The sequence below is a fragment of the Carboxylicivirga taeanensis genome, assembly GCF_051851475.1.
Lineage (GTDB): Bacteria > Bacteroidota > Bacteroidia > Bacteroidales > Marinilabiliaceae > Carboxylicivirga > Carboxylicivirga taeanensis.
Window position 1 is genome coordinate 272185 of the sequence record NZ_JBPUSJ010000006.1, and the last position, 23942, is coordinate 296126.

The 23942-nt window shown below is 41.2% G+C and carries 17 protein-coding genes; 8 read left to right on the plus strand and 9 right to left on the minus strand.

Going from position 1 to position 23942, the window contains the following annotated elements:
- Positions 1 to 1017 precede the first annotated feature (1017 nt).
- Positions 1018 to 2046: a LacI family DNA-binding transcriptional regulator gene (locus tag ACSX1H_RS11555; RefSeq protein ID WP_439184096.1), complete on the minus strand. Its 1029-nt coding sequence runs from the start codon at positions 2044 to 2046 to the stop codon at positions 1018 to 1020.
- A 490-nt stretch (positions 2047 to 2536) separates the two neighbouring features.
- Here ACSX1H_RS11555 and ACSX1H_RS11560 point away from each other — a divergent pair, with 490 nt between their 5' ends.
- The 4 genes from ACSX1H_RS11560 to ACSX1H_RS11575 all read left to right on the plus strand — a co-directional run bounded on the left by ACSX1H_RS11560 (position 2537) and on the right by ACSX1H_RS11575 (position 11165).
- Positions 2537 to 5542, plus strand: a complete 3006-nt coding sequence (locus ACSX1H_RS11560) for a SusC/RagA family TonB-linked outer membrane protein (RefSeq protein ID WP_439184097.1) — start codon at positions 2537 to 2539, stop codon at positions 5540 to 5542.
- A 12-nt stretch (positions 5543 to 5554) separates the two neighbouring features.
- Positions 5555 to 7171 carry a RagB/SusD family nutrient uptake outer membrane protein gene (locus ACSX1H_RS11565; protein ID WP_439184099.1) on the plus strand — a complete coding sequence of 539 codons (1617 nt, stop codon included), beginning with the start codon at positions 5555 to 5557 and terminating at the stop codon, positions 7169 to 7171.
- A 108-nt stretch (positions 7172 to 7279) separates the two neighbouring features.
- Positions 7280 to 8302, plus strand: coding sequence for a SusE domain-containing protein (locus ACSX1H_RS11570; protein ID WP_439184172.1), 1023 nt, complete (start codon positions 7280 to 7282; stop codon positions 8300 to 8302).
- A 61-nt stretch (positions 8303 to 8363) separates the two neighbouring features.
- A complete protein-coding gene (locus ACSX1H_RS11575) occupies positions 8364 to 11165 on the plus strand; it encodes an alpha-amylase family glycosyl hydrolase (RefSeq protein ID WP_439184101.1) in 2802 nt (933 codons plus the stop codon).
- A gap of 36 nt (positions 11166 to 11201) precedes the next feature.
- Here the strand turns inward: ACSX1H_RS11575 and ACSX1H_RS11580 are convergent, their stop codons facing one another.
- A complete protein-coding gene (locus tag ACSX1H_RS11580; RefSeq protein WP_439184103.1) occupies positions 11202 to 11888 on the minus strand; it encodes a sugar transferase in 687 nt (228 codons plus the stop codon).
- Positions 11889 to 12109: 221 nt separating this feature from the next.
- Here ACSX1H_RS11580 and ACSX1H_RS11585 point away from each other — a divergent pair, with 221 nt between their 5' ends.
- From ACSX1H_RS11585 to gcvP, 3 genes are all read left to right on the plus strand, one after another.
- Complete coding sequence (locus ACSX1H_RS11585; RefSeq protein ID WP_439184105.1) at positions 12110 to 12760, plus strand: protein-L-isoaspartate(D-aspartate) O-methyltransferase; 651 nt, start codon at positions 12110 to 12112, stop codon at positions 12758 to 12760.
- Positions 12761 to 12811: 51 nt separating this feature from the next.
- A complete protein-coding gene (locus tag ACSX1H_RS11590; RefSeq protein WP_439184106.1) occupies positions 12812 to 13453 on the plus strand; it encodes an MBL fold metallo-hydrolase in 642 nt (213 codons plus the stop codon).
- 165 nt (positions 13454 to 13618) lie between these two features.
- On the plus strand, positions 13619 to 16489 hold the full coding sequence (gene gcvP / locus ACSX1H_RS11595; protein WP_439184108.1) for an aminomethyl-transferring glycine dehydrogenase: 2871 nt from the start codon (positions 13619 to 13621) through the stop codon (positions 16487 to 16489).
- Positions 16490 to 16670: 181 nt separating this feature from the next.
- Here gcvP and ACSX1H_RS11600 read toward each other — a convergent pair whose 3' ends face one another.
- From ACSX1H_RS11600 to ACSX1H_RS11630, 7 genes are all read right to left on the minus strand, one after another.
- A complete protein-coding gene (locus ACSX1H_RS11600; RefSeq protein ID WP_439184110.1) occupies positions 16671 to 17657 on the minus strand; it encodes a D-alanine--D-alanine ligase in 987 nt (328 codons plus the stop codon).
- A gap of 32 nt (positions 17658 to 17689) precedes the next feature.
- A complete protein-coding gene (locus tag ACSX1H_RS11605; RefSeq protein ID WP_439184112.1) occupies positions 17690 to 18769 on the minus strand; it encodes an RluA family pseudouridine synthase in 1080 nt (359 codons plus the stop codon).
- Between the two features lie 25 nt (positions 18770 to 18794).
- Positions 18795 to 19583: a PASTA domain-containing protein gene (locus ACSX1H_RS11610; protein WP_439184114.1), complete on the minus strand. Its 789-nt coding sequence runs from the start codon at positions 19581 to 19583 to the stop codon at positions 18795 to 18797.
- 152 nt (positions 19584 to 19735) lie between these two features.
- Positions 19736 to 19894: a 50S ribosomal protein L34 gene (rpmH, locus tag ACSX1H_RS11615; RefSeq protein ID WP_439184115.1), complete on the minus strand. Its 159-nt coding sequence runs from the start codon at positions 19892 to 19894 to the stop codon at positions 19736 to 19738.
- A gap of 192 nt (positions 19895 to 20086) precedes the next feature.
- Positions 20087 to 20707 carry a 16S rRNA (guanine(527)-N(7))-methyltransferase RsmG gene (rsmG, locus tag ACSX1H_RS11620; protein WP_439184117.1) on the minus strand — a complete coding sequence of 207 codons (621 nt, stop codon included), beginning with the start codon at positions 20705 to 20707 and terminating at the stop codon, positions 20087 to 20089.
- 55 nt (positions 20708 to 20762) lie between these two features.
- Positions 20763 to 21371, minus strand: coding sequence for an RNA polymerase sigma factor (locus ACSX1H_RS11625; protein WP_439184118.1), 609 nt, complete (start codon positions 21369 to 21371; stop codon positions 20763 to 20765).
- Complete coding sequence (locus ACSX1H_RS11630) at positions 21362 to 22480, minus strand: glycosyltransferase (protein ID WP_439184120.1); 1119 nt, start codon at positions 22478 to 22480, stop codon at positions 21362 to 21364. Before ACSX1H_RS11630 ends, ACSX1H_RS11625 begins: the two co-directional genes overlap by 10 nt.
- Before the next feature lie 218 nt (positions 22481 to 22698).
- On the opposite strand from ACSX1H_RS11630, the gene tgt reads away from it, so the two are divergent.
- On the plus strand, positions 22699 to 23829 hold the full coding sequence (gene tgt, locus ACSX1H_RS11635) for a tRNA guanosine(34) transglycosylase Tgt (protein WP_439184122.1): 1131 nt from the start codon (positions 22699 to 22701) through the stop codon (positions 23827 to 23829).
- Positions 23830 to 23942 lie beyond the last annotated feature (113 nt).

Sequence of the window (23942 nt, forward strand, 5' to 3'; positions counted from 1 at the left end):
TAAAAGGTTAAAAACAGGTAAGTATCTTATTCAATTAAATCCACTACAAATGTATGGTATTATTTATTGGAAGACTACTGTTTCTTGTTGCGTAAGATAGCTGTATGGTCTATAAAATCAGTATAGTTACACATTGCAAACGTTTGCGGTGCATCTTTTTTTGTTCTGGTAATTTGTAAAAAATATTGAATGTAATGCAATGCAAACGTTTTCGGAGATGTGAAAGCAGGCTTTACGGACCATGCACAATTTCTGGGTCTAGGCATAAATCTTACACAATCTGTAAAGGAAAAAACTGGGATCAGCTACAAAATTAGGTTAGGGGTGTTAACTTTTTCTACTATTCCCTCAAAGGATGCTCATGCCTGCTAACACCCAATCTTCTTAAATTTATGGATACACTATTCTAATAACAGAGATTATACAAGTTCAATATTAAGTCAGAGTAATTACATATTTCAGTTATATTAAACTCATTAAAAATCGAATTTAATTTGAGTTTAGTATGAGTTTAATATGACTTTACTTTGAGTTTAATAGCTTGTTGGTTCGTTACAGGTGTTGATAGTTAATTGTTTAGTTCATTGCAAATCCGTCTACCTATCTCCACATCCCAGCGTTGCTGCTTGAAACTAAGCGTAACCAGCATGCTGCGAATGGGACAATCATTGATGAATCGAGGCCCCATAAAGTCAATAGATGTGAACCGATAGCTTTTATATTTATCGAGGATTATTTATCTCTTCTAGAAAGATTGTTAGTGTTTCGTCATAAACATACTGGCCACTATCGCCTTGCTGAAAATCTAAGATCGTAAATTGATCCAATACACCCTGTGGTAAGACGTGTTTTTTAAAGCAGTAGTGATGACGTTCAACATAATTGCCACAAAGATGGCGCCTGTGTAATTCAGACCCAACTTTTGTAAGTCTCTGCATTACTCAATGCACAAATATGCGCATACCGGGGCCTGGCCAACAAGTAATGCAGCTATAAGAAATTTCAAAAAACGATCTATTAATAGGTACTGCCTAGTTGTGAAGAGGAGCGTTCGACAAGTTCTGGTGTGAATATTTTTGTTTCGTATTCTTCTTCTTCAACCTTGTTTTCGATATGCCCAATTAGCAAACGCATGGCAGCCTGACCAATATCATAGCCTTTTTGCTCAACGGTGGTTAAAGGTGGGTAGGCAATGTTTGCATTAGGGCCATCGCCAAAACCGGCTACTGCAATGTCTTTGGGTATTGTATAGCCATTTCGTTGCAGAACTTGCATGGCGGCGATAGCTGTACTGTCATTCACCGCAAAAATGCCGTCAATTTCTGGTGCCAGTCGAATGATATCATCAGCTTTAGCGAAAACAGTTTCGCGCGTATCACATTTTATTATCAGACGTTCGTCGAAGTTTAATTTATTCTCCTTTAGTGCACTAATGTATCCCTCTTTTCTGTTTTTACCGATTAAAAGATGTTGCGGGGCAGCCAGGTGCATTATCTTTTTACAGCCTTTCTCAACCAGGTGATGGGTGGCGATTCTGGCTCCTTCAAAATCGTCGGCTATCACTCTGTCGGAGCTTATTTGTTCGCATATCCGATCGAAAAAGACGACAGGAACACCATTCTCCCTTAATCTCTCAAAATGAGCAAATTCATGGGTATTCTTACTCATCGAAATTAATATCCCGTCAACGCGGTTGTCAACAAGCGCCTGAAGGTCAATGACCTCTCTTTGGTAGTTTTCGTTGGTTTGGCAAATAATCGCGTTATAACCTCTTCCGTAAGCAACATCTTCAATACCACTAATAACCGATGAAAAAAAGTGGTGAACGATTTCCGGAATAACAATACCAATGGTGTTGGTTTTACTACTTCGCAAACTTAGTGCTAAGGCATTGGGACGGTAGTTCACCTTTTCAGCAAATGTTTGAACTAATTGCTTTGTTTTAGGGCTAATGTCAGGATGATCCTTTAAAGCTCTTGAAACGGTCGAGGGTGAAATGCCCAGTATGCGGGCAATATCTTTGATTGTGATCGGTTGGGATTTCATTTGTGCAACAATGGAACAATAGTTAGAATGTAAAAACTAAAGATAGTAAAAACATCAATAGGTGGTAGTAGCCGGGCAAAAATGTCGGCGATGCGCAAGGAAGCACCATCCATTAAAACATGTTTTACAACAGCCTTTATTCTCGCAAACGACACCGCAAACGACCTCGCAAACGTTTGCGGTAAAAAGTCTGCAAAATTCTGTATTCTAGTGTTAACAAATGTTTACTTCCTGTGGGAAAATTGATATGTTTGTAAAGTTCTTAGTGGTCAATTAAGCATTGTTTAAAGGGTTTAACAGGTACATCTTCTCAATTAATCCACAAATTGAAAAATCCTTTAAAACGGATAGCTAATGTTTAATATAGGTAATGAACCACAATGTTAATTTGAATTTGTTTATTTGATGGTTAATGCCTTTCCCAGTTGATTTGGGATTAACAAACATGATAAATTAATTTATTTTATCAACACATGAAAATCTAGTTTTTATGAAAAGACAGTCAAATCTTTTTAAGTTACTGTTTATTATTGTTGCCCTATTTAGTTTTTCGGCTTTATATGCGCAACAAATGACAGTGTCGGGTACGGTTACTGATGCTGCGGACGGAATGCCATTGCCAGGCGTTACTGTTGCAGTTAAAGGGACTACCACAGGTACAATTACCATGCCTGATGGACAATTCACCTTAAATGTAGAGAATGGGCAAACACTGGTTTTCTCATTCATCGGTTATAAATCACAAGAAGTTGTGGCAAGTAACACAACTATTAACATCGCATTAGAAGAAGATGTGATAGGAATGGAAGAGGTAGTGGTGATTGGGTATGGTTCAGTCAAGAAGGAAGATGCTACTGGTTCCGTAATTGCTGTTAGCGCTGATGATTTTAACCAGGGAGCAATTGCTTCACCACAAGACCTAATTGTTGGTAAGACTTCGGGTGTTCAGATTACTTCTGCCGGAGGTGCTCCAGGTGCAGGCTCAACCATTAGAATTCGTGGAGGTGCATCTTTATCGGCAAATAATGAGCCGTTATTCGTTATTGATGGTGTACCGGTTGCATCAGATGATATTAACGGTATTTCAAACCCATTAGCAACTATAAACCCTGATGATATCGAGACGTTTACAGTTTTAAAGGATGCCTCAGCTACTGCTATTTATGGTTCACGAGCATCTAATGGTGTGATCATTGTTACTACCAAGAAGGGTTCTAAAGGTCAGCCATTCTCTGTAAATTATTCTGGTAAGTTTTCAGTTGGCACAGCAAATGATAGGGTAAGTGTTTATGGAGCAAATAAGTATCGTGAATTAGTTGAAAGCTTATATGGCCCTGATTCTGATAATCCAACTCCGGCTGCTATAGAAGCACTTGGAACGGCTAATACAGACTGGCAAGATGAAATTTATCAAACTGCTTTTGGTCAGGATCATAATGTTAGTATACAAGGAGGTTTAGATTTTATGCCATATCGTTTTTCATATGGATATAATAACCAAGATGGGGTATTAAAAACGTCAAATATTGAACGACATTCATTGAGTTTAAATCTGAATCCTACTTTTTTTGATAACCATTTAAAAACAACTTTAAATGCCAAAGGAAGTTTTGTAAATAATTCTTTTGCAAATGAAGGAGCCATTGGAGCAGCTGTGGGAATGGATCCTACGCAGCCAGTTTATAAGTTTTATGGGCATGAAAATGGAGAACAATGGGGAGGCTACTTTCAGTGGATTGATCCTGCTACAGGTGTACCTCGTCAGTTTGCTCCTCGCAACCCATTGGCATTGTTAGAGCAGCAGACAGATTATTCTGATGTGCAACGGGCCATTGTTAATTTAAGCCTTGATTATAAGTTTCATTTTTTACCAGAAATGAATGCTGTGGTTAATTTAGGAATTGACCATTCAGATAGTGAAGGAGATCGTGTTGTTTCACCTGATTCCGGAGCAGAATACGAGAGCGCTGAAATTAGGGGCGTTAAGGCCTACTACGATCAGCAAAAAACTAATAAAGTTCTTGATATGTATCTGAAGTATCAGAGGTCAATTGGAATGCATACTTTTGATATAATGGGTGGTTATTCATGGCAACATTTTAAGAATGAGGGATATAATTATGAGAATGACTATTATGATATTCGTGAAACACCTACTACTGACCGTCCATTTGCCGGAGAAAATTATCTGATTTCTTATTATGGTCGCTTTAACTACACATTGAACGATAAATATTTACTTACGGGTACTATTCGCCGTGATGGAACTTCTCGATTTGCCGATGGTAACCGTTGGGGTACATTCCCTGCCTTTGCCTTTGCTTGGAAAATGAAGGAGGAGAGTTTCTTGAAAAATGTTGATGTTCTTTCCGATTTGAAACTCCGTTTAGGATGGGGAGTAACTGGTCAGCAGGATGTTACAGGTAATGATTACGTTGGTTATGGTACTTACACACTATCAGATAACGGCGCCATGTACATTTTAGGAGATACGTGGTATAATACCTACCGACCGAATGCTTATAATCCAAACTTGAAATGGGAGGAAACAACAAGTACGAATGTGGGAATTGATTTTGCATTCTTAAACAGTCGTATTAGTGGTTCGGTTGATTATTACTATCGAGAAACAACAGACTTGCTGAACATGATTACTGTCGCGGCTGGAACTTCTTTGTCAGATAGAATTGTATCTAACGTTGGTAGTTTAGAGAATCAAGGGGTTGAAGTTAATCTATTGGGTCGAATAATTTCCAAACAAGATTTATATTGGGAAGTTGGCGCTAACATGACCTATAATAAAAATGAAATTACTAAGCTTACAGCAGTTGATGATCCAAACTATGTAGGTGTACCTTCTGGGGATCTGGGTTCTGGTAACTTTATTCAAATGAATTCAGTTGGACAACCTATAAACACTTTTTATGTATACGAACAAGTTTACGATCAAGCAGGTAATCCGCTCGAAGGAGTGTATGTAGATCAGAATAGGGATGGTGTAATAAATTCTGATGACCGTATTTATTATGGTAATGCCACACCAGATGTATTAGTCGGTATTAATTCAACTCTTAGATACAAGAACTGGGATTTTAGCTTGAGTGGTCGTTTCCAATTTGGTGCTCAAATTTACAACGGAGTAGCAGAAGGTGGAGCCAACTATGTAAACGTATATAATGCAACAACGCAAGCACTTTCCAATAAAATGACTGCTGCTGATGAAACAAACTTCTTATACAGTGAAGAACAAAGAAAATTTTCATCTCATTGGATTGAAAATGCAGACTTCTTTAGATTAGATAACCTTTCTGTTGGTTACAGCTTCAAATCAGTATTTGGTTTGGATGGTTCAAACCTAAGATTATCATTGACTGGTCAGAATTTACTTCTTATATCAGATTATTCTGGTCTAGATCCGGAGGTGTTTAGTGGAATTGATAACAACATATTCCCAAGACCGACAACGATAATGTTTGGTGTTAATTTTGGATTCTAAAAAAGTAAGATCATGAAAAAGTTAATTGTATATATATTTCTTCTTGCAGGTGTATTATCTGCTTGTGAGGATGATTTAAATGTAAAGCCAATCGATCCCAATTTAGTATTTGGAGAGGAAGTTTATTCTTCATTGGAAGGTTATAAACAAGTATTGGCTAAGATTTATGGTAGTTATCATGTTGCGGGACAATATGGTGATGACAATGAGAGTGATTTATCTACCATTTCAGATGGTGGTATGTCAGCCTACTTGCGTAACTATTGGAATTTACAAGAGTTACCAACGGGTGAATGCATGAATGCTTGGAATGATGGAGGTTTAGTAGCTATTCAGAACGGAGTTTGGTCGGCAGATAACCAGTATGTGGCTGGTATGTTCTATCGTTTATACTACATGATATCATTGACCAATGAGTTTCTTAGAGAATCAGCTGGTGGGGGAGTTGTGGAAGCTAATCCAGATGAGTTTAAACAAATGCGTGCAGAAGCCAAGTTAGTCAGAGCAATAGCTTATTATCATGGAATCGATTTATATGGTAAAATGGCTATCATCGATGAAAACTCAACAGAAGCATATCCAACGCCTGCAACAAGAGTTGAACTATTTAATTGGATCGTAGATCAGCTGGAAAATGAAATTATTCCAGCACTGCCAGCCGCTGGTAATGGAGAATACGGACGCATGGATGCAGGAACTGCGTATATGGTTTTGGCAAAAATGTATATCAACGCCGTTAACTTCTCCGGAGTCGAAAATCCTGTTGAAGGAAAAACGAGTTATGATGAGGTTATTAAATATACTGAGATGGTCAATGCAGCCTATACATTTGAGCCTAATTATTTGAAATTATTTTCGATAGATAATGATGAAGCTGAGGGGATCATTTTTGGTTTAGCCATCGATGCATCAAAAACACAAGGGTTCTCGGCTAGTCAATACATTATGTCTGCAGGTACTAATGGTGCACTAGGGAATCACGTTGGAAACCCGTCTAGTAACTGGGGAGGTAATCATGCAACCCGTTCGGTATACGACAAATTTCAGTCACGACCCGCTGGGGATATGCGAGCCAAAACGCAGAATATTAGCGAAAACTTAGAGTACAACACAACAATGGTCATTAACGCTGGTTTGGATATGGATAACCCACTAGATTTTACTCAAGGGGTTAATGTGACTAAATTTAAGAATAGAACGAGCGATGGAACTTCTAATGGTGCAGACCCCTATTTTGTTGATACTGATTATCCAATGTTTCGTTTAGCCGATTCTTATTTAATGTATGCTGAAGCAGTTGTTCGAGGTGGTAATGGAACAAGGGATAAGGCACTTGGATATGTTAACGAGGTTATTGAAAGGGCTTACGGTAACGCTGATAATAATATCTCTGATGCAGATCTAACCCTTGACTTCCTTTTAGAGGAACGTGGGCGTGAATTTTACTGGGAAGGATATCGTCGTCAGGACTTGATTCGCTTTGGTAAGTTTACGACTGGTGATTACTTATGGCCATGGAAAGGTGGTGTAATCAATGGACGTTCATTAGGTGCTCATCGGACAGTCTATCCTGTTCCTTCTTCAGAATTAGCAGCGAATCCCAATGCTGTGCAGAATGATAACTATTAATAAGTTAGATTTAAGATTATGAAAAGATTATATAAGTTGTTCTTAGTTTTAGTTGCTTTTACGACTGTGATGTCATCTTGTTCAGAAGACAAAGAGCTTGTGAAAATAATGAATCCCGAAGATGTAGATGCACCTGTTGTAACAGAGCCTTTGTCAGGTGATGGCTTTGCGTTGTCCTTGGAAGATAAAGATGAGGTGGCGATGGTAATCCGTTGGGATAAGCCAGACTTTGGAGTGGATATTAAGATTGATTTTTCAGTTGACCTTGATTTAAAAGGAGGTGACTTTAGTTCCGCTAGCAATTTAGCAATAACAACTGAAGATACTCTATCCCTTACCCATGCCGAGTTAAATAAGAAACTTCTTGAAATGGGATTAAAGGCGGGTCAGGAAGCGGAAGTTGATATTAGAATCGAGTCGACTGTTAATTATCAAATACCAGAAGACTATAGTGAAGTAGTTACAATTAAAGTAACACCCTATTCAACCATATTCCCATCGATCTATATGATTGGAGCTGGTGTTGGAGGTTGGGATCCTGCTTTAGCAGTTGAGATAGCCTCAACTGGAGAGCCACAGAAATATTACACAAAAGCGTATTTTGACTCAGATGGAGACGGAAACTTCCGATTCTTTACTAATCCGGATTGGGGGTCATCTCTTGGTGGTTGGGACGTTTTTACAAATTATCCTGCTGAATATTTACAGCCAAAAGCTGGCGATGGGGATCCTAACTTCGAGTTTATTGGTACTACCGGTTGGTATGAAATTTGGGTTGATGAAGGAACTGGCACGATCCAAATGAAAGCAACGTCGGAACCATCTTTGTATTTGACTGGTGACGCAACTCACGGTTGGGGATGGACAGAGCCAACTTCATTGGAGTGGGTTGGTCACTTTATTTGGGAAGGTGATGTGGATTTTAACAATGGAGGTGCATTCAGATGTTTTGAGCAGGCAGATTGGGGACCTGTAGGGTATGGTCATGATGTTTTGACAACGTTTGATACAGATTATATAATTATAGCAGAAGATCATGGAGACCCTAATTGGTACTTTGTTGCTCAAACAGGAAACTATCATGTTGTGGTAAATAAGAGAGAAGCTACAATTACCATTTCTGCCAACTAACCAGATAAAATTGTTATAGTAAAAGCCGCCCATTGTGGCGGCTTTTTTTTAAACAACAACTATGAGAGATAATTACCAGATAAAGTTTCTTAGGCAGGTAGCGTTGTACTTGTGTCTGCTTCTGTTTTCAGGGCATATGGTGGCACAGGTGGTGACCACCGATCCGGCAATTCCGGTTTTGTCCAAGCCAGTCACCATTACTTTTCATGCCGATCAAGGCACGCAGGGCTTGATGGACTATGAAGGTGATGTGTATGCCCACACCGGGGTCATTACTAACCAGAGTGCTAGCGGTAGTGATTGGAAGTATGCACCCAGCTGGGGCGATAACAATGCTAAATACAAGATGGAACGCGTTTCCGCCAATCAATATACGCTCACAATTTCACCAAATATTCGTGATTATTACGGCGTGCCAGCATCGGAAGATATCAAGCAGATGGCTTTTGTTTTTCGCAGTGCCGATAATACCAAAGAAGGTAAAGATACTGGCAACAAGGATATTTTTGTTGATGTGACTAATGAACAGCTGTCCGTAACCATTAGTAGTCCGCTCAACAATTCGATCTATGAAAGTGGTTCAACCGTGCAGGTCCAGGTGAATGCTATTATGAATAATGACTTGCAACTCAAGGTCAATGATGAAGTTGTGGCCACCAGTTCAGGGCAGTCAATTGTGCACGCTATCACCAATGTTACTTTGGATGAATATCAGCTGGAAGCCATTGCATCTGATGCCAATGGGTCGGTATCTGCTATCACCAAGTTTTTCGTCAGAGGGGAAGTGGTTCATGAACCAATGCCCAAACAATTATTGCGTGGTGTTAATGTGATGGATGCCAATACCGCAACAGTTGTGTTGTACGCGCCAAATAAAGAATATGTATATTTAATGGGCGACTTCAATAATTGGGAGCCATCCAATTCTGCCATGATGAAAAAGGACGGTGACTATTTTTGGTTAACACTCAACGGCTTGGATGACACAAAGGAATATGCCTATCAGTTTTGGATAGGGAGTGACCTAAAGGTGGCCGACCCTTACGCCACAAAAATACTGGACCCGTGGAATGATCAGTATATTCCCGAGCAAATTTACCCTGATCTAAAAGCTTATCCTGCAGGAAAAACAGATGGTATTGTAAGTGCGTTTACTACTGCTGAACAAAGCTTTAACTGGGAGGTACCCAACTTTGTAGCGCCAGCACCCGAGAAACTGGTGATTTATGAAGTGCTTATTCGTGATTTTACGGCCAATAAGGATATCAAAACCATCACAGACACCTTGTCGTATTTGAAACGGCTCGGAGTAAATGCCATTGAGCTAATGCCTTTTAATGAGTTTGAAGGAAATGACAGCTGGGGCTATAATCCGTCGTTTTATTTTGCTGCAGACAAGGCCTACGGCACCGTTGACGATTATAAAACGTTTATAGATGAGTGCCACAAAGCAGGAATAGCAGTTATCATGGACATGGTATTGAACCATTCTTATGGACAGTCCCCTTTTGCCCAAATGTACCTGGGGCCTGATGGCAAACCATTGAACAATCCTTGGTACAATGCTGAATCAAATATTGAGAATCCGGGTTTAAGTTGGGGCTATGACTTTAACCATGAAAGTTTGGATACCCAGGAATTGGTCGATAGCATTTGTAGTTATTGGATGAGTGAATATAAAGTGGATGGTTTTCGTTTTGATTTTACAAAAGGATTTTCCAATACACCTTTTACAATTGCACATGATGAGTGGGCCAATGGGCCCGATGCTGATAGAGTAAGCCTTTTGAAAAGGATGGCCGATGAAATTTGGAAACGCAAAAGCGATGCTTTGGTTATTTTTGAGCACCTGGCTGATAATGCCGAAGAATTGGAGCTAGCCAATCATGGAATATTGCTATGGGGCAATGCCAATCATTCATTTAATGAAGCTACAATGGGGTATGCCTCTGATTTCTCCTGGACATCTTACCAAAAAAGAGGCTGGGATAAGCCGCACATTGTCAATTATATGGAAAGCCACGATGAGGAACGTATCATGTATAAAAACCTGCAATATGGCAATGCTAGTGGCGACTACAATGTTAAATTAGAAGCGACAGCTTTACGGCGCACAGAGGCCGCCGCAGCCATGTTGATGGCCATCCCCGGACCGACGATGATTTGGCAGTTTGGCGAGCTGGGTTTCGATTTAAGTATTAACCGTTGTACAGATGGGTCTAACAGTAATGATTGCAGATTGGCGCCTAAACCACCCGTTTGGGAGTATCAAAACAGTGCTGAGCGCCGACGTTTGTTTAAAGTCTATCAGCTAATGATTGATTACAAGAAAAACGAGCCCGTTTTTTCAACTGCCGACTACTCGATGGATGTGGCAGGAACCACTAAGCGAATTGAGTTAAACATGAGTGGTTCAGACATTCGGATGGTGGCTAACTTTGGCGTAACAGCTGCCACTATAACGCCTAATTTTAGTACGACAGGAAAGTGGTACGATATTTTTGCACGCGATAGCATCAATGTAACTGACCGGCAGATGGAACTTACCTTGAAACCTGGGGAGTATCTGATGTATAGCCAAAAGAAACTAACGGGCTTTGACCAGCCTACTTCGGTTAAAGATCCTTCAGAGAGCTCACAATTATTGGTTGGTCCAAATCCTTTTAAAAATCAGATACATATTACCACCCGATCCAGCAATGCTTCATACGAACTCTATAGTTTAGCAGGGGCGTTATTAAAGAAGGGATGGTTGTATCATCAAAAAACAACTTTCTACTGGGGCGAGTTGCCTCAGGGCCATTACCTCTTGCGTGTTAGCGATAATGAAAGTACCGAAGTACTTAAGCTTGTCAAACAATAGTTATGCGGAGAGGCTGTTAGTTTTAGCAGCCTCTTTTTATTTCCCCTCCGCTTTTATCAGGGTTCTGAGCGTATAAACAAATACTCTTAGGTCAAGGCTCATAGAGTAGTTTCTGGTATAAAACAGTTCCAGTTTGATGCGACGAAGCATTTCTGTTTTGTTTTCAGCATATCCATAAAGGACCTGACCCAACGAGGTAATGCCAGGTTTTACATTGAGTAGTTCGTTAAAACAAGGCTCATCTTTGGCCAGTTGCTCAATGTAATATTGTCTTTCTGGCCGGGGGCCAATTACGGACATATCGCCTTTAAGTACATTCCAAAATTGGGGAAATTCATCGAGCCGCCATTTCCTTAAAAAGCGGCCGAAAGGAGTTACTCTGGCATCGTTTTGCGAAGAGAGGGCCGGACCATCTTTTTCAGCGTCCATATACATAGTTCTGAATTTGAGAATAATAAATTTACGTCCTCCTTTTCCAATGCGTTCTTGTCTGTAAATAAATGGTCCTGCTGAATCTTTTTTAATCTTCCAGTAAATAAGCGGTACAAATGGAAGAATCAATAACAGACCCACTAACGAAACTGCAATGTCGCAGCAACGTTTGATTGCTGCTGCAGTTAGTGCCCATTTATAGGGCGTAGTTTGCAGCTGAGGCTCGCTTTTTGCAATTCTCTTACTTATTTCTTCATTGTAATTATATATATCTAGCTGAGCAAGTTGCATAGTATTCCCCCTGTCATTCAAAAGTTTTCCCTTAGTATCTATGCTAAGAATAACGCAGGTGTAATAGGTTTTAGTATACCTTCTTCTCTAAATTATTCGATCAGGGCTCTATCTTACCGCTTATGGCAGGTGGCGGTGTTATTAAAAAGAGTATTAAGGATGGCAGCTAAACAGTGAGGCTCTCCTCATGGTAATTCGAATAAAACACTATTTTTGCGGCCATGGTGCGTAATGATTCATTCAGACATATAGGCATGCGAAACCGCCTGGTGCAGGAGTTAAAACAAAAAAACATTGTTGACCCCAATGTGCTGGTGGCCATCGGTAAAGTGCCGCGTCATTTATTTTTGGAAAGTGGGTTCATAAAATTCGCCTATCAGGATAAGGCTTTTCCTATTGGTGCGGGACAAACTATTTCACAACCGTATACTGTAGCCTTGCAGTCGCAATTGCTCCAAGCACAAGCCGGGGAGAAAGTACTGGAGGTTGGAACCGGTTCTGGCTATCAGGCGGCCGTTTTAATTGAGATGGGGGTGAAGCTTTTCTCAATTGAACGTCAGAGTGAACTTTATCAGCGCTCTACGCGTTTGCTCAGAGAGTTAGGGTATCAGGGGCGTTTTTATTTGGGTGATGGGTATGAGGGATTACCCGCACAGGCTCCTTTTGATAAGATAATTATTACCGCCGGGGCTCCCTTTGTTCCCAAGAGTCTGCTCATGCAGCTAAAGGTGGGAGGTATCATGGTCATTCCCCTCGGAGATACCCGGCAGGTATTGATGCGTATTACCCGCATTAATGAGGAAGAGTTTGAGCAAGAGGAAATTGAAGAGTGTGCTTTTGTCCCAATGCTGAATGGTATTGCCGGAAAGTAATTATGATAATGTGCTGCAGCTAAATGCTGATAGCCAAAACCCTTAATATAGATGATACGAGTAGACATAATACCAATCAATCCGTGGCAGGAAAATACGTATATCCTGTCAGATGAAACAAAAGAATGTGTTATTATCGATCCAGGGTGCTTATCGCCCGAAGAGCGAAATTCAGTTGCCAAATTTATTGATGACCGGGGATATAAACCGGTTCGTATGTTGCAAACACATATGCACCTCGATCATGTATTTGGCAGTAAATTTATAGCCGATACCTATGGTTTAAAATTAGAGGCGCATAAAGATGATGAGTTCTGGGGCCAACAAACCGTAGATTATGCCGCTAATTTCGGCATGCAGCTCGATGCCAATCCGCCAGCAATAGGCAACTACCTGAGCGAAGGGGATACAGTAAGCTTTGGTCATTCATCTCTGGAAGTTATTCATGTGCCAGGACATTCACCCGGAGGCATCGTTTTTTATAGCAAGGACGATAAGATGGCCATTGTTGGTGATGTTTTGTTCCGCGAAAGTATTGGCCGGGCTGATTTACCGGGAGGCGATTTTGAAACATTAGTCGCTAATATCAAAAGTAAACTGCTCACACTCGATGATGATGTGACCATCTATCCCGGACACGGGCCGTCATCAACAATTGGACATGAACGCACCAATAATCCATTTTTGAGCTAGCTATTTAAAACTCCTTTGTCCTGCAACAAAGGAGTTTTTTGTTTAATGGCACTGATATTTTTTTTCTATTAACCAAGCAAATATCATTGTCTTTTTAAGTTTTTATTAATCAATTTGAATCTTCATTTTAACAAAAGTAAATCGATAACATAAACGCATAAGCATATGGGAACCGATAAGTTCGTCTCTCGCCACATTGGTCCTAGGGATCATGAGATTGACACCATGCTACAAACAATTGGCGCATCGAGCCTCGATGAGCTGATTGAACAAACCGTACCGGCTTCGATTCGGTTGAAAAAGCCTTTAAATATAGGAAAGGGGTTGACTGAACGTCAGTATTTTAGGAAGATACATGATATTGCCCAACAAAATAAAGTGTACAACACCTATATTGGTATGGGCTATTACGATGTTATTACACCTGCCGTTATTCAACGTAATGTTTTGGAGAATCCGGTATGGTACACATCTTATACGCCTTATCAGGCCGAAATTTCACAGGGACGCCTTGAAGCCTTACTGAATTTTCAAACGGTGGTAACAGAGATGACAGGCATGGAGTTAGCCAACGCATCTTTGCTGGATGAGGCGACGGCCGCTGCCGAAGCAATGATTATGCTGTTTAACTCCAGAAGCCGTAAGCAGGTAAAAGCAGACGTTAATGTGTTTTTTGCCGATGAAAACATGTGGCCCCAAACCAAGGAGGTATTGGTTACCAGAGCTAAACCACTTGGTATTGAGTTGCAGTTTGGCGATATTCATGCCTTTGCCTGCGATGACAAGGTATTTGGTGTGATGGTGCAGTACCCGAACTCTAATGGTACGGTCGAGTGCTACAAAGCCTTAACTGAAAAGGTTCACGAACACGATTGCCGCATTGCAGTAGCAGCCGATCTGATGTCTTTAGCTCTGCTTACACCTCCGGGAGAGTGGGGAGCTGATGTCGTATTTGGAACCACTCAGCGTTTTGGTATTCCAATGGGATACGGAGGACCTCATGCCGCCTATTTTGCTACCAAAGAAGAATTAAAGCGTCAGCTGCCAGGCCGTATTATCGGAATCACCAAAGATGTGAATGGCAAGCGTGCTTTGCGGATGGCCTTGCAAACCCGTGAGCAGCATATTAAGCGGGAGCGCGCCACTTCAAATATCTGTACAGCACAGGCCTTATTGGCAACCATGGCCGGTTTTTATGCGGTATATCATGGTGAGGAAGGCATACGGGCAATTGCTCAGCGCATTCATGCGATTACCTATCAAATTGCCCGTGAGGTTGAAAAACTAGGGTATAAGCAACTAAATAAGGACTATTTCGATACCATTCGTTTCCAATTGCCTGCAGGGGTGAAGGTTGAAGATATCGAGCGTTTCAGCCTCGATTTGGAAATGAACTTCCGATACTACGAAAACGGGGATGTGGGTATCAGTATTGATGAAACGACCAACCTGTTCGACCTTAACTGGATTATCGAGGTTTTTGCTAAGGCGGCTGGAAAAGACGTGCCTGTTATTGGTGATTTCAGTGACGAGATGTCTATCAGGCCCGAGTTGGCCCGTACTAGTCCTTTCCTTACTCAGGACATCTTTAAAAAATACCGTTCCGAAGCTGAAATGGTGCGCTACATTAAAAAGCTGGAGCGCCGCGATATTTCTTTAACGCATTCGATGATTTCACTGGGCTCTTGTACCATGAAACTGAATGCCTCAACGGAAATGTTCCCTTTGAGCTGGATTGAGTTTAATGGCTTGCACCCATTTATTCCTACCAACCAGGCCTTAGGTTACCACATGATGATGGATGAGTTACGCAGCGACCTGTCTGAAATTACTGGTTTTGCCGATGTGAGCTTACAGCCAAATTCAGGTGCAGCCGGTGAATATGCTGGTTTAATGGTTATTCAGGCCTACCACGAAAGTCGTGGAGAAGGGCATCGTAATATTTCGATTATTCCGGCTTCAGCCCACGGTACTAACCCGGCCAGTGCTGTAATGGCTGGTATGAAGGTTGTGGTGGTTAAGTGCGACGAAAAAGGAAACATTGATGTTGAAGACTTGCGTGTCAAAGCCGAGGAGCACAAAGACAACCTGTCGAACTTAATGGTGACTTATCCATCAACACACGGTGTGTTTGAGGAGTCGATTATTGAGGTGTGTCAGATTATTCATGATAATGGTGGCCAGGTATACATGGATGGTGCTAATATGAATGCTCAGGTTGGTTTGACCAGCCCTGGACACATTGGAGCAGACGTATGCCACCTGAATTTACATAAAACATTTGCTATCCCACACGGTGGTGGTGGACCAGGTGTTGGACCAATTGGTGTTGCCAAGCATCTGGTTGATTTCTTACCTACTCACCCTGTTATTGATAACGGACGAAAAGGTATAACGGCTGTTTCTGCAGCGCCTTGGGGCAGTGCCAGTGTATTGCCTATTACCTATGGTTATATCAAAATGCTGGGTGGTGAGGGACTGACGCAGTCGACCAAAATGGCTATTTTAAATGCCAATTATATGGCCTCGCAGCTGAAGGATGACTATGGTATTCTTTACACAGGTAAGAATGGCCGTGTTGCCCACGAAATGATTTTGGAATGTCGTCATTTTAAAGCAGCTTCTGGCATTACCGAAACTGATATTGCCAAGCGCTTGATGGATTACGGATTTCATGCCCCAACTTTATCGTTCCCGGTATATGGAACCTTAATGGTGGAGCCAACCGAAAGTGAATCGCTTCAGGAGCTGGACCGTTTTATCGCCGCTATGAAATCGATTTATGCTGAGATCCAAGAGATTGAGAACGGCACGGTTGACAGGGAAGATAACGTGTTGAAGAACGCGCCTCACCCGGCTTATAAAGTGGTGGCCGATGAGTGGAATCACTCTTACGGACGCGAAAAAGCGGCCTATCCTTTGCCTTTCATCCGCGAGAATAAGTTCTGGATTGATGTAGCCCGTGTAGACGATGCTTATGGCGATCGCAATTTAGTGTGTGCCTGCGAACCAATCGAAAGTTACATTGAAGATTAAAAGCAAATCGCAATAAATTTAAAAGCCTGATAACTTCTTTTAGTTATCAGGCTTTTTTGTATTCTCAAGTGCCGTAGCGTATTGTTGTACATTCATTTAGTTCGAATGAACTAATGTTTCATGGTTGATTCCAGTATCTTTGCCGGATTTAGGCTTCTAAAGAGCCGTTTTTTACCTTGTTTTATCCTTGCTGAGCTCGTAAGGTGCTATCCTCAATGATCTCGCTAAATACCGCCTGAATATTTAAGCCAGCCGCTTCAATCTGTTGGGGAATAAAGCTGGTAACGGTCATGCCCGGTGTCGTGTTTACTTCCAGCAGGAATATTTTATTGTCGCTTATGATGTAATCAACACGAATAATGCCTTTGCAGCCTAAAATATCATAGATGAGCGACGAGATGGATTGGATACGGTCTCTGGCACTGTCTTCAATTCGTGCTGGCGTAATCTCTTCCACCTTGCTGGCTGTGTATTTAGCCTCAAAGTCAAAAAACTCATTCTTACTCACCACTTCTGTTAACGGAAACACCACTTGTTTGTTACTGGTTTTATATAAACCGCAGGTTACTTCTGTTCCGCTAATGAACTGTTCAATAATTACCTCATTACTCTCGGTAAACGCTTTTTCAATAGCCGCTGTTAATTCACTGGCCTCTTTAACCTTTGTAATGCCAAAACTCGAACCTCCTGCATTGGGCTTCACAAAGCAGGGCAGACCAAGTTGTTTAATAATGTCGTCATTATTAAAGGTATTGCCCTTGCGCAGCAGTACCGAATCGGCTATGGCTACACCAAAGCCTTTCAGGTAGGTGTTGCAGGTAAATTTATTAAAGCTGATTGAGGCTGCCTGCACATCGCAGGTGCTATGTGGGATTCCCAGCATATTAAAGTAACCTTGCAGCAAGCCGTCTTCGCCAGGCGTACCATGGATGGTTATGTAGGCAAAGTCGATTGTGATTTTTTGGTCATTAATGGTAAACGAAAAATCATTTTTATCAACCGGATATTCTTCATTATCAACTATTGCACACCATTTTTCTTTAGTGATTAAAATGGGATAGCGATGGTAGTTGGTGGCGTCTATAAAAGACATCACTCCGTCTTTACTTTTTTCAGAAACAATAATTTCTGATGAGTAGCCGCCGTATATTACACCGATGTTTTTCATTATAGTTAATGATGGTATTGTATGTTTGTGATTTAGTCGTTTTCTCGTCCTGCAATATAGCCTCTCCATTTTTCGATGGCTTGCATCATGTCCTCAGGAATCTCCGAATTAAAATCGATGTATTCCTTTGTGCTCGGATGAATAAAGCCCAGGGTTTTGGCATGTAAAGCCTGACGTGGCAGTATTTTAAAGCAGTTCTGCACAAACTGTTTATACTTGGTAAAAGTCGTGCCTTTTAATATCTGGTCGCCTCCATAGCGCTCGTCATTAAACAGCGGATGACCGATGTACTTCATGTGGGCCCTGATCTGGTGGGTGCGTCCGGTCTCTAAGCGACATTCAACAAGCGAAACATAGCCCAGTCGCTCCAATACTTTATAATGGGTAACGGCATGCTTGCCTCTATCGCCATCAGGAAAAACCGCCATTTGCTTGCGATCTTGCAGGCTGCGGCCTATGTTTCCCACAATGGTGCCTTCATCTTCTGCTGGTTGGCCCCATACCAGTGCCACGTAGGTGCGGGTTGAGCTTTTGTCGAAAAACTGGCGGGCCAAAAAGTTTTTGGCTTCTTCAGTTTTTGCCACTACAAGCAGCCCCGAGGTGTCTTTGTCGATGCGATGCACCAAACCCGGTCGGGGATCTTCTGAGTGAAATAAGGGCAGATCTTTCAGGTGCCAGGCCAGAGCATTGACCAATGTGCCGGTATAGTTGCCGTGGCCGGGATGCACCACCATGCCCGGTTGTTTATTGATAATGATTAAGTCGTCATCTTCGTGGGCAATGTCCAAGGGAATATCTTGTGCAATGATTTTCAGTTCCCGGCGTGGAAAGGACATTACAATGGTTATGACATCATTGGCCTTTATTTTATAGTTGGATTTAACCGGTTTGTCATCCACCCGGATATTTCCGGCTGCCGCCGCATCCTGTATCTTATTGCGCGATGCATTCTCTATCCGGTTCACCAGAAACTTGTCAATGCGCAGCGGTTTTTGGCCGGCATCGGCTATAAACCGATAGTGCTCATACAACTCATTACTTTCGTCCGGATTGGTGTTATCATCCAGCTCCTCCAACTCATCAAATTCATCTTGCATGTGCTCGTCTGCCATACTGTATGTGTAAGGATAAATACTTTTAATAATTTACTTTAGCGGTGTCAACACTCAGCCAAATATCTATGGATGAACCAAGCGGAATTCGTTCGCCTGTTTCGGCCGATGGCTGCTGCTTCCATATAAAAGCTGATGTAGAATCTTCGGCTGTCAGTACCGATTCATCATAAATAATGGCACCAATATTAAGCGATACCGAGTTGGAATAACTCTGTGCCTCGTCAAGGGTCAGCGCTTTAAGGTCTGGTACATTTGTTTGCTCCGTGCTCAAACCTTTACCAATGTGTAGGTCGATAACCGAGCCTTTTAAAACAACTGTTCCGGGCTCAACAGGTTTACCTCTGTAGAGCTGTTGAATTACCAGATTTCGGTATTCGCTGGGCACATAGATGAGTTCACCAATTACCAGGCCATAGGATTCCAAGATAACTTTGGCGTTTCGTAAAGAATAATCCACCAGGTTCGGTATTTGTACTTTTTCAGGAGCAATGGCTTTAATTGTGAAATGGATATTTCTATTTTCTTTCACCATGCTGCCTGGGGCTGGTATTTGTTCAATAACGGCGCCTGGCAAATATTCATCAATATGTACTGAGTCAATAATGTTATAACGAAAGCCTTTTTCTTCGATTAGTTGACTAACCTGATCTTCCGTGAGTCCCCTAAAGTCGGGAACCGGGTAGTATTCGCCATGATTGGTGTAGATGTTTAAACTGACAAAAGTGGCAATAAGAACCAGTGTTACTACAGCAATGGCTAATAAGATGTTTTTAATAAACACATTGCTCAGTATTTTTTTTAAGATTGACATATGCATTTTGGTTTTATCCGTCCTGTTTTTTTAGGCCGGTTTCTAACAGCTTGTCAAAAATAGTAAAACTTCTGCTATCAGAGTTAGGGGCATAAAAAAAGTAAAGAACCCATATTGGATTCTTTACTTTTTTTTATGCTGAAAGCTTTCAATTAAGCTTTATGTCTTTTTTCGCTAGAAACACTAAGTTTTCTACGTCCTTTGGCTCTTCTTGAAGCTAAAACCTTACGACCATTAGCAGTGGCCATTCTTGAGCGGAAACCATGCTTGTTTCTTCTCTTTCTGTTCGATGGTTGAAATGTCCTTTTCATTACTATGTAATTTTTTTATTTTTCTTTGATTGTAACCTTCCAAAAGAACTGGTTCGGGAGCCTCATTCTTTCAGAGTGTTTTGATTAAGTCAATACCTTAACTTTTCGGACTGCAAAAATACACGTTTTTTTTATCTTCCAAAAAAAAATCAATGCTTTTTTGGCATTGGTTAATGTTTATTCTTCTGTTGCTTACATCGACAGATGTATGATCTTTTTGGTTTCAAAAAAAGGTTCCTCAAAGTAGTTGGTTAGTGGCGTTACTGAAATTCTGTTTTTGAACTCATTCACTTCAGCTTCAAAGTCGCCTCCTTTTAGATAGATGATACCATTAGTGATGGCATTTTTATTTTCGGGCAGGAACTTATTATGGCAGAGCTTCACAAAATCGGGAAAAGCTGTCACTGCGCGGCTGATAATAAAGTCGTATTGTTTCGGATGGTTTTCGACGCGCACTTGCTCGGCAGTCAGGTTGTTAAGTCCAAGTGCTTCGGCAACACCTTTTACAACTTTAATTTTTTTCCCAATTGAATCGATCAGGTGAAACTTACTATCGGGGTTCATAATGGCCAGCGGAATTCCAGGGAAGCCACCACCACATCCGACATCCAGTATTTGGGTATCTTTTTCAAACTGTATAAATGCGGCAATGCCTAACGAGTGCAGAACATGGCGTTCATAAAAATGATCCATGTCTTTTCGTGATATCACATTGATTTTCGAATTCCAATCAGCATATAAATCTCCCAATTTACTTAGCTTTTCTTCAGCCGCAGGCTCAAGATTTGGAAAGTATTTTTTTATTAACTCCATGATAAAATTAGCAGAGGATTATTTCCTCTGAACACTTAAGGTTAAAAAATACGGACTAAGTTATTTTGATATCTGAGTTTTTCAGGGTGTTGAAGAGGAGCTCTCGGGCTCTAAAAAGCTGTGCTTTTACAGTTCCTAGAGGTAAATCCAGCTCTTCGGCTATTTCTTCGTATGAAAATTCTTTGAAATAGCGTAGCTCAATCAAAATGCGGTAACGCGGTTTGAGTTTTTTGACCACGGTACGCATTAAAATTTTCTTTTGCTGTTTAATCAGGTTTTCTTCCGGGTCGGGTGTTTCGTCTTTGAGATGAATGGGCTGATCGTTTTCCTTATCATCGCTCATGCCTCCGTCGATAGAGACAATGTTATTGCGTTTTTTTCTCAGGAAATCGATGCAGTTGTTTGAAGCAATCTTAAACAGCCAGGTGCTAAATGCATAATTGGGTGAATACTGGTGAATGTTTTTAAATGCTTTACCAAATGCTTCTATGGTTAAGTCCTCAGCATCACTTTTGTTATTCACCATTTTGAGGAGCATAAAGTAAATAGCGTCTCTGTAGCGGCCCATCAGTTCGGCGTATGCTTTTTGATCGCCTTTCACTGCTGTTTCTACTAATTCTAAATCGTATTTTGCCTTATCAGATAGATTCGGATTTACTTCCATTTCTTCTTCTTTGCGCTAAACATATTAATTACCCAAACACTCCCAACTAACCATGGTGTTATAAAATCAAAGAGAATGGTCGCCCAATACAATTTACTTTCTCCCATTTTTTTAGCTGCTTTGGCAAGTAGGATGTGCAAAGTCAGCAGTCGGACAGAAAATAACACCAATGCTACGGGAGCAAAAGTAGGAAAAAAAAGTGAACAAAGTGTTAGTAGCCACAATATTTGACGAGTTAATGGTTCGCTAATCAGCCAGCATTTTGTGCCAAATTTGTAGACCGGTGCTGTTGTGAGGTGCCTTGATTTTCGTTCTACCCACTCGCTAAAGCTTCTGGGGGCTAAGGAGATTGTTTGGCTATCATAATTTAGCTGAACGGTAGTGTTATGTTTATTTGCACAACTGCGAATAAAAAGGTCATCATCGCCCGAAGCCATATTTAAATAGGGCTTAAAAACTTGATTGTTTTCAAACAGCGACTTGGTGTAGGCCATGTTGCGTCCAACTGCCATAAATGGTTTGCCCCGTAAAGCAAAACCCATGTACTGCACCGCATTGAAAAATGTTTCGTAGCGCAAAAAGAGGTTAAATAGTGTTTTTTGCTTTTCGAAACGGCCATGGCCTATAATTATCTGCTTTTCAGAGGTAAACTGGCTGCTGATGGATTTTAGCCACAGCTTTGAGGCGGGGCGACAATCTGCATCGGTAAACACAAGGTGCTCATATTGGGCAGCCTTAACTCCAATTGTTATGGCTAACTTTTTGCCTTGGTAATGCTGTTTGTTTAAGGGGATATTGGTGTAATACAGGTTGTTGAACTGGGTTTTTAATTGGGCCAAAACCATTTCGGTCTCATCGCTTGAGCAGTCGTTAACCACAATTACTTGGTACTGCGGATAATCCTGCTGGCAAATTTCAGGAATGAATTTTTTTAAGTTCTGGGCTTCGTTCTTTGCACAAATAATTACAGAAAGTGGCATCGGCTCCTGTTGAGGTGCCAGCGGCTTAAACTGCGATGGTTTTAAAAGGAAAAATAAATGGTAAAAAGTCTGGAAAAGCCACGAGGCCAGGTAAATGCCTATAGCGCTATATAAAATCGATACTTCCACTGATTTGAATTTTTTGCCAAAAGTGCAACATATTTTTATTAATATGCGCTGTTTTACTTTCATTTTTATCCACGGTTACAAAAAATACTGAAAAACTGTTTGTGAACAGAACAATGGGCAGTCATTTTATTTAATAGCTCAGCTGTTGTATATTTGCAAGCTGCCTCAATAAAATGGATGGCAGGCTGATTGTAAATTATTTATTTCTGGATATAACGATGAAATTTGAACTTCAATATACTGATGCCAAAAGTAGTGCGCGTGTTGGAAAAATAACCACTGACCATGGCGAAATAGAGACTCCCATTTTTATGCCTGTAGGTACTGTAGGCTCAGTAAAAGGAGTTCATTTCAGGGATTTGGAAGATGACGTAAAGGCGCAAATTATTTTGGGTAATACCTATCATTTATACCTGCGCCCTGGATTAGAAGTGTTAAAAGCCGCCGGTGGGCTCCATAAATTTAATGGTTGGGATAAGCCCATGTTGACCGATAGCGGCGGATACCAGGTTTTTTCGTTGAGTGATAACCGGAAGTTGACTGAAGAAGGGGCTGTTTTTCGTTCGCATTTAGATGGTTCAAAGCATTTATTTACGCCCGAAAATGTGGTGGATATCCAGCGCGTGATTGGTGCTGATATTATTATGGCCCTGGATGAGTGTCCTCCAGGCGATGCTGAATATGCCTATGCAAAAAAATCGATGGAGCTGACGCACCGTTGGTTAAAGCGAGGTGTGGATCATTTTGATCAGACAGAACCCCTTTACGGACATTCGCAAACCTTCTTTCCGATTGTGCAAGGCGCTGGCTATCGCGACTTAAGAACGCAGTCGGCCGAATTTATTGCTTCGCAAAATCGCGAAGGCAATGCCATTGGAGGCCTGGCTGTTGGCGAACCTACCGAGGTGATGTATGAAATGGTAGAACTGGTGAATGGTATTTTACCCAAGGATAAACCCCGCTACCTGATGGGCGTTGGTACACCGGCCAACTTACTCGAGAATATCGCCCTTGGAGTTGATATGTTTGATTGTGTAATGCCAACGCGAAACGGGCGGAATGGCATGTTATTTACTTCAGAAGGCATTCTTAATATGCGCAACGAAAAGTGGAAGAATGACTTTTCACCGGTTGATCCCAATGGGACTTCATTTGTTGACCATCATTATACAAAGGCTTACCTTAGGCATTTATATGTGTCCAAAGAAATGCTGGCCGCCCAAATAGGCAGTATGCATAACCTCACCTTTTATCTTTGGTTGGTGCGTGAAGCCCGTAAGCATATTTTAGAAGGTGATTTTGCTCAATGGAAAGATGTGATGGTGAAAAAACTAACCACGCGTTTGTAGTTTAATGAGTGTATAGAGGCACACGGTTGTCTATAATACACGGGTAGTTTATGAGCACGCTGGTTTAGCTTATAACTATTTTTTCGTTCTTTTGTAACTGACAAGATTAACTA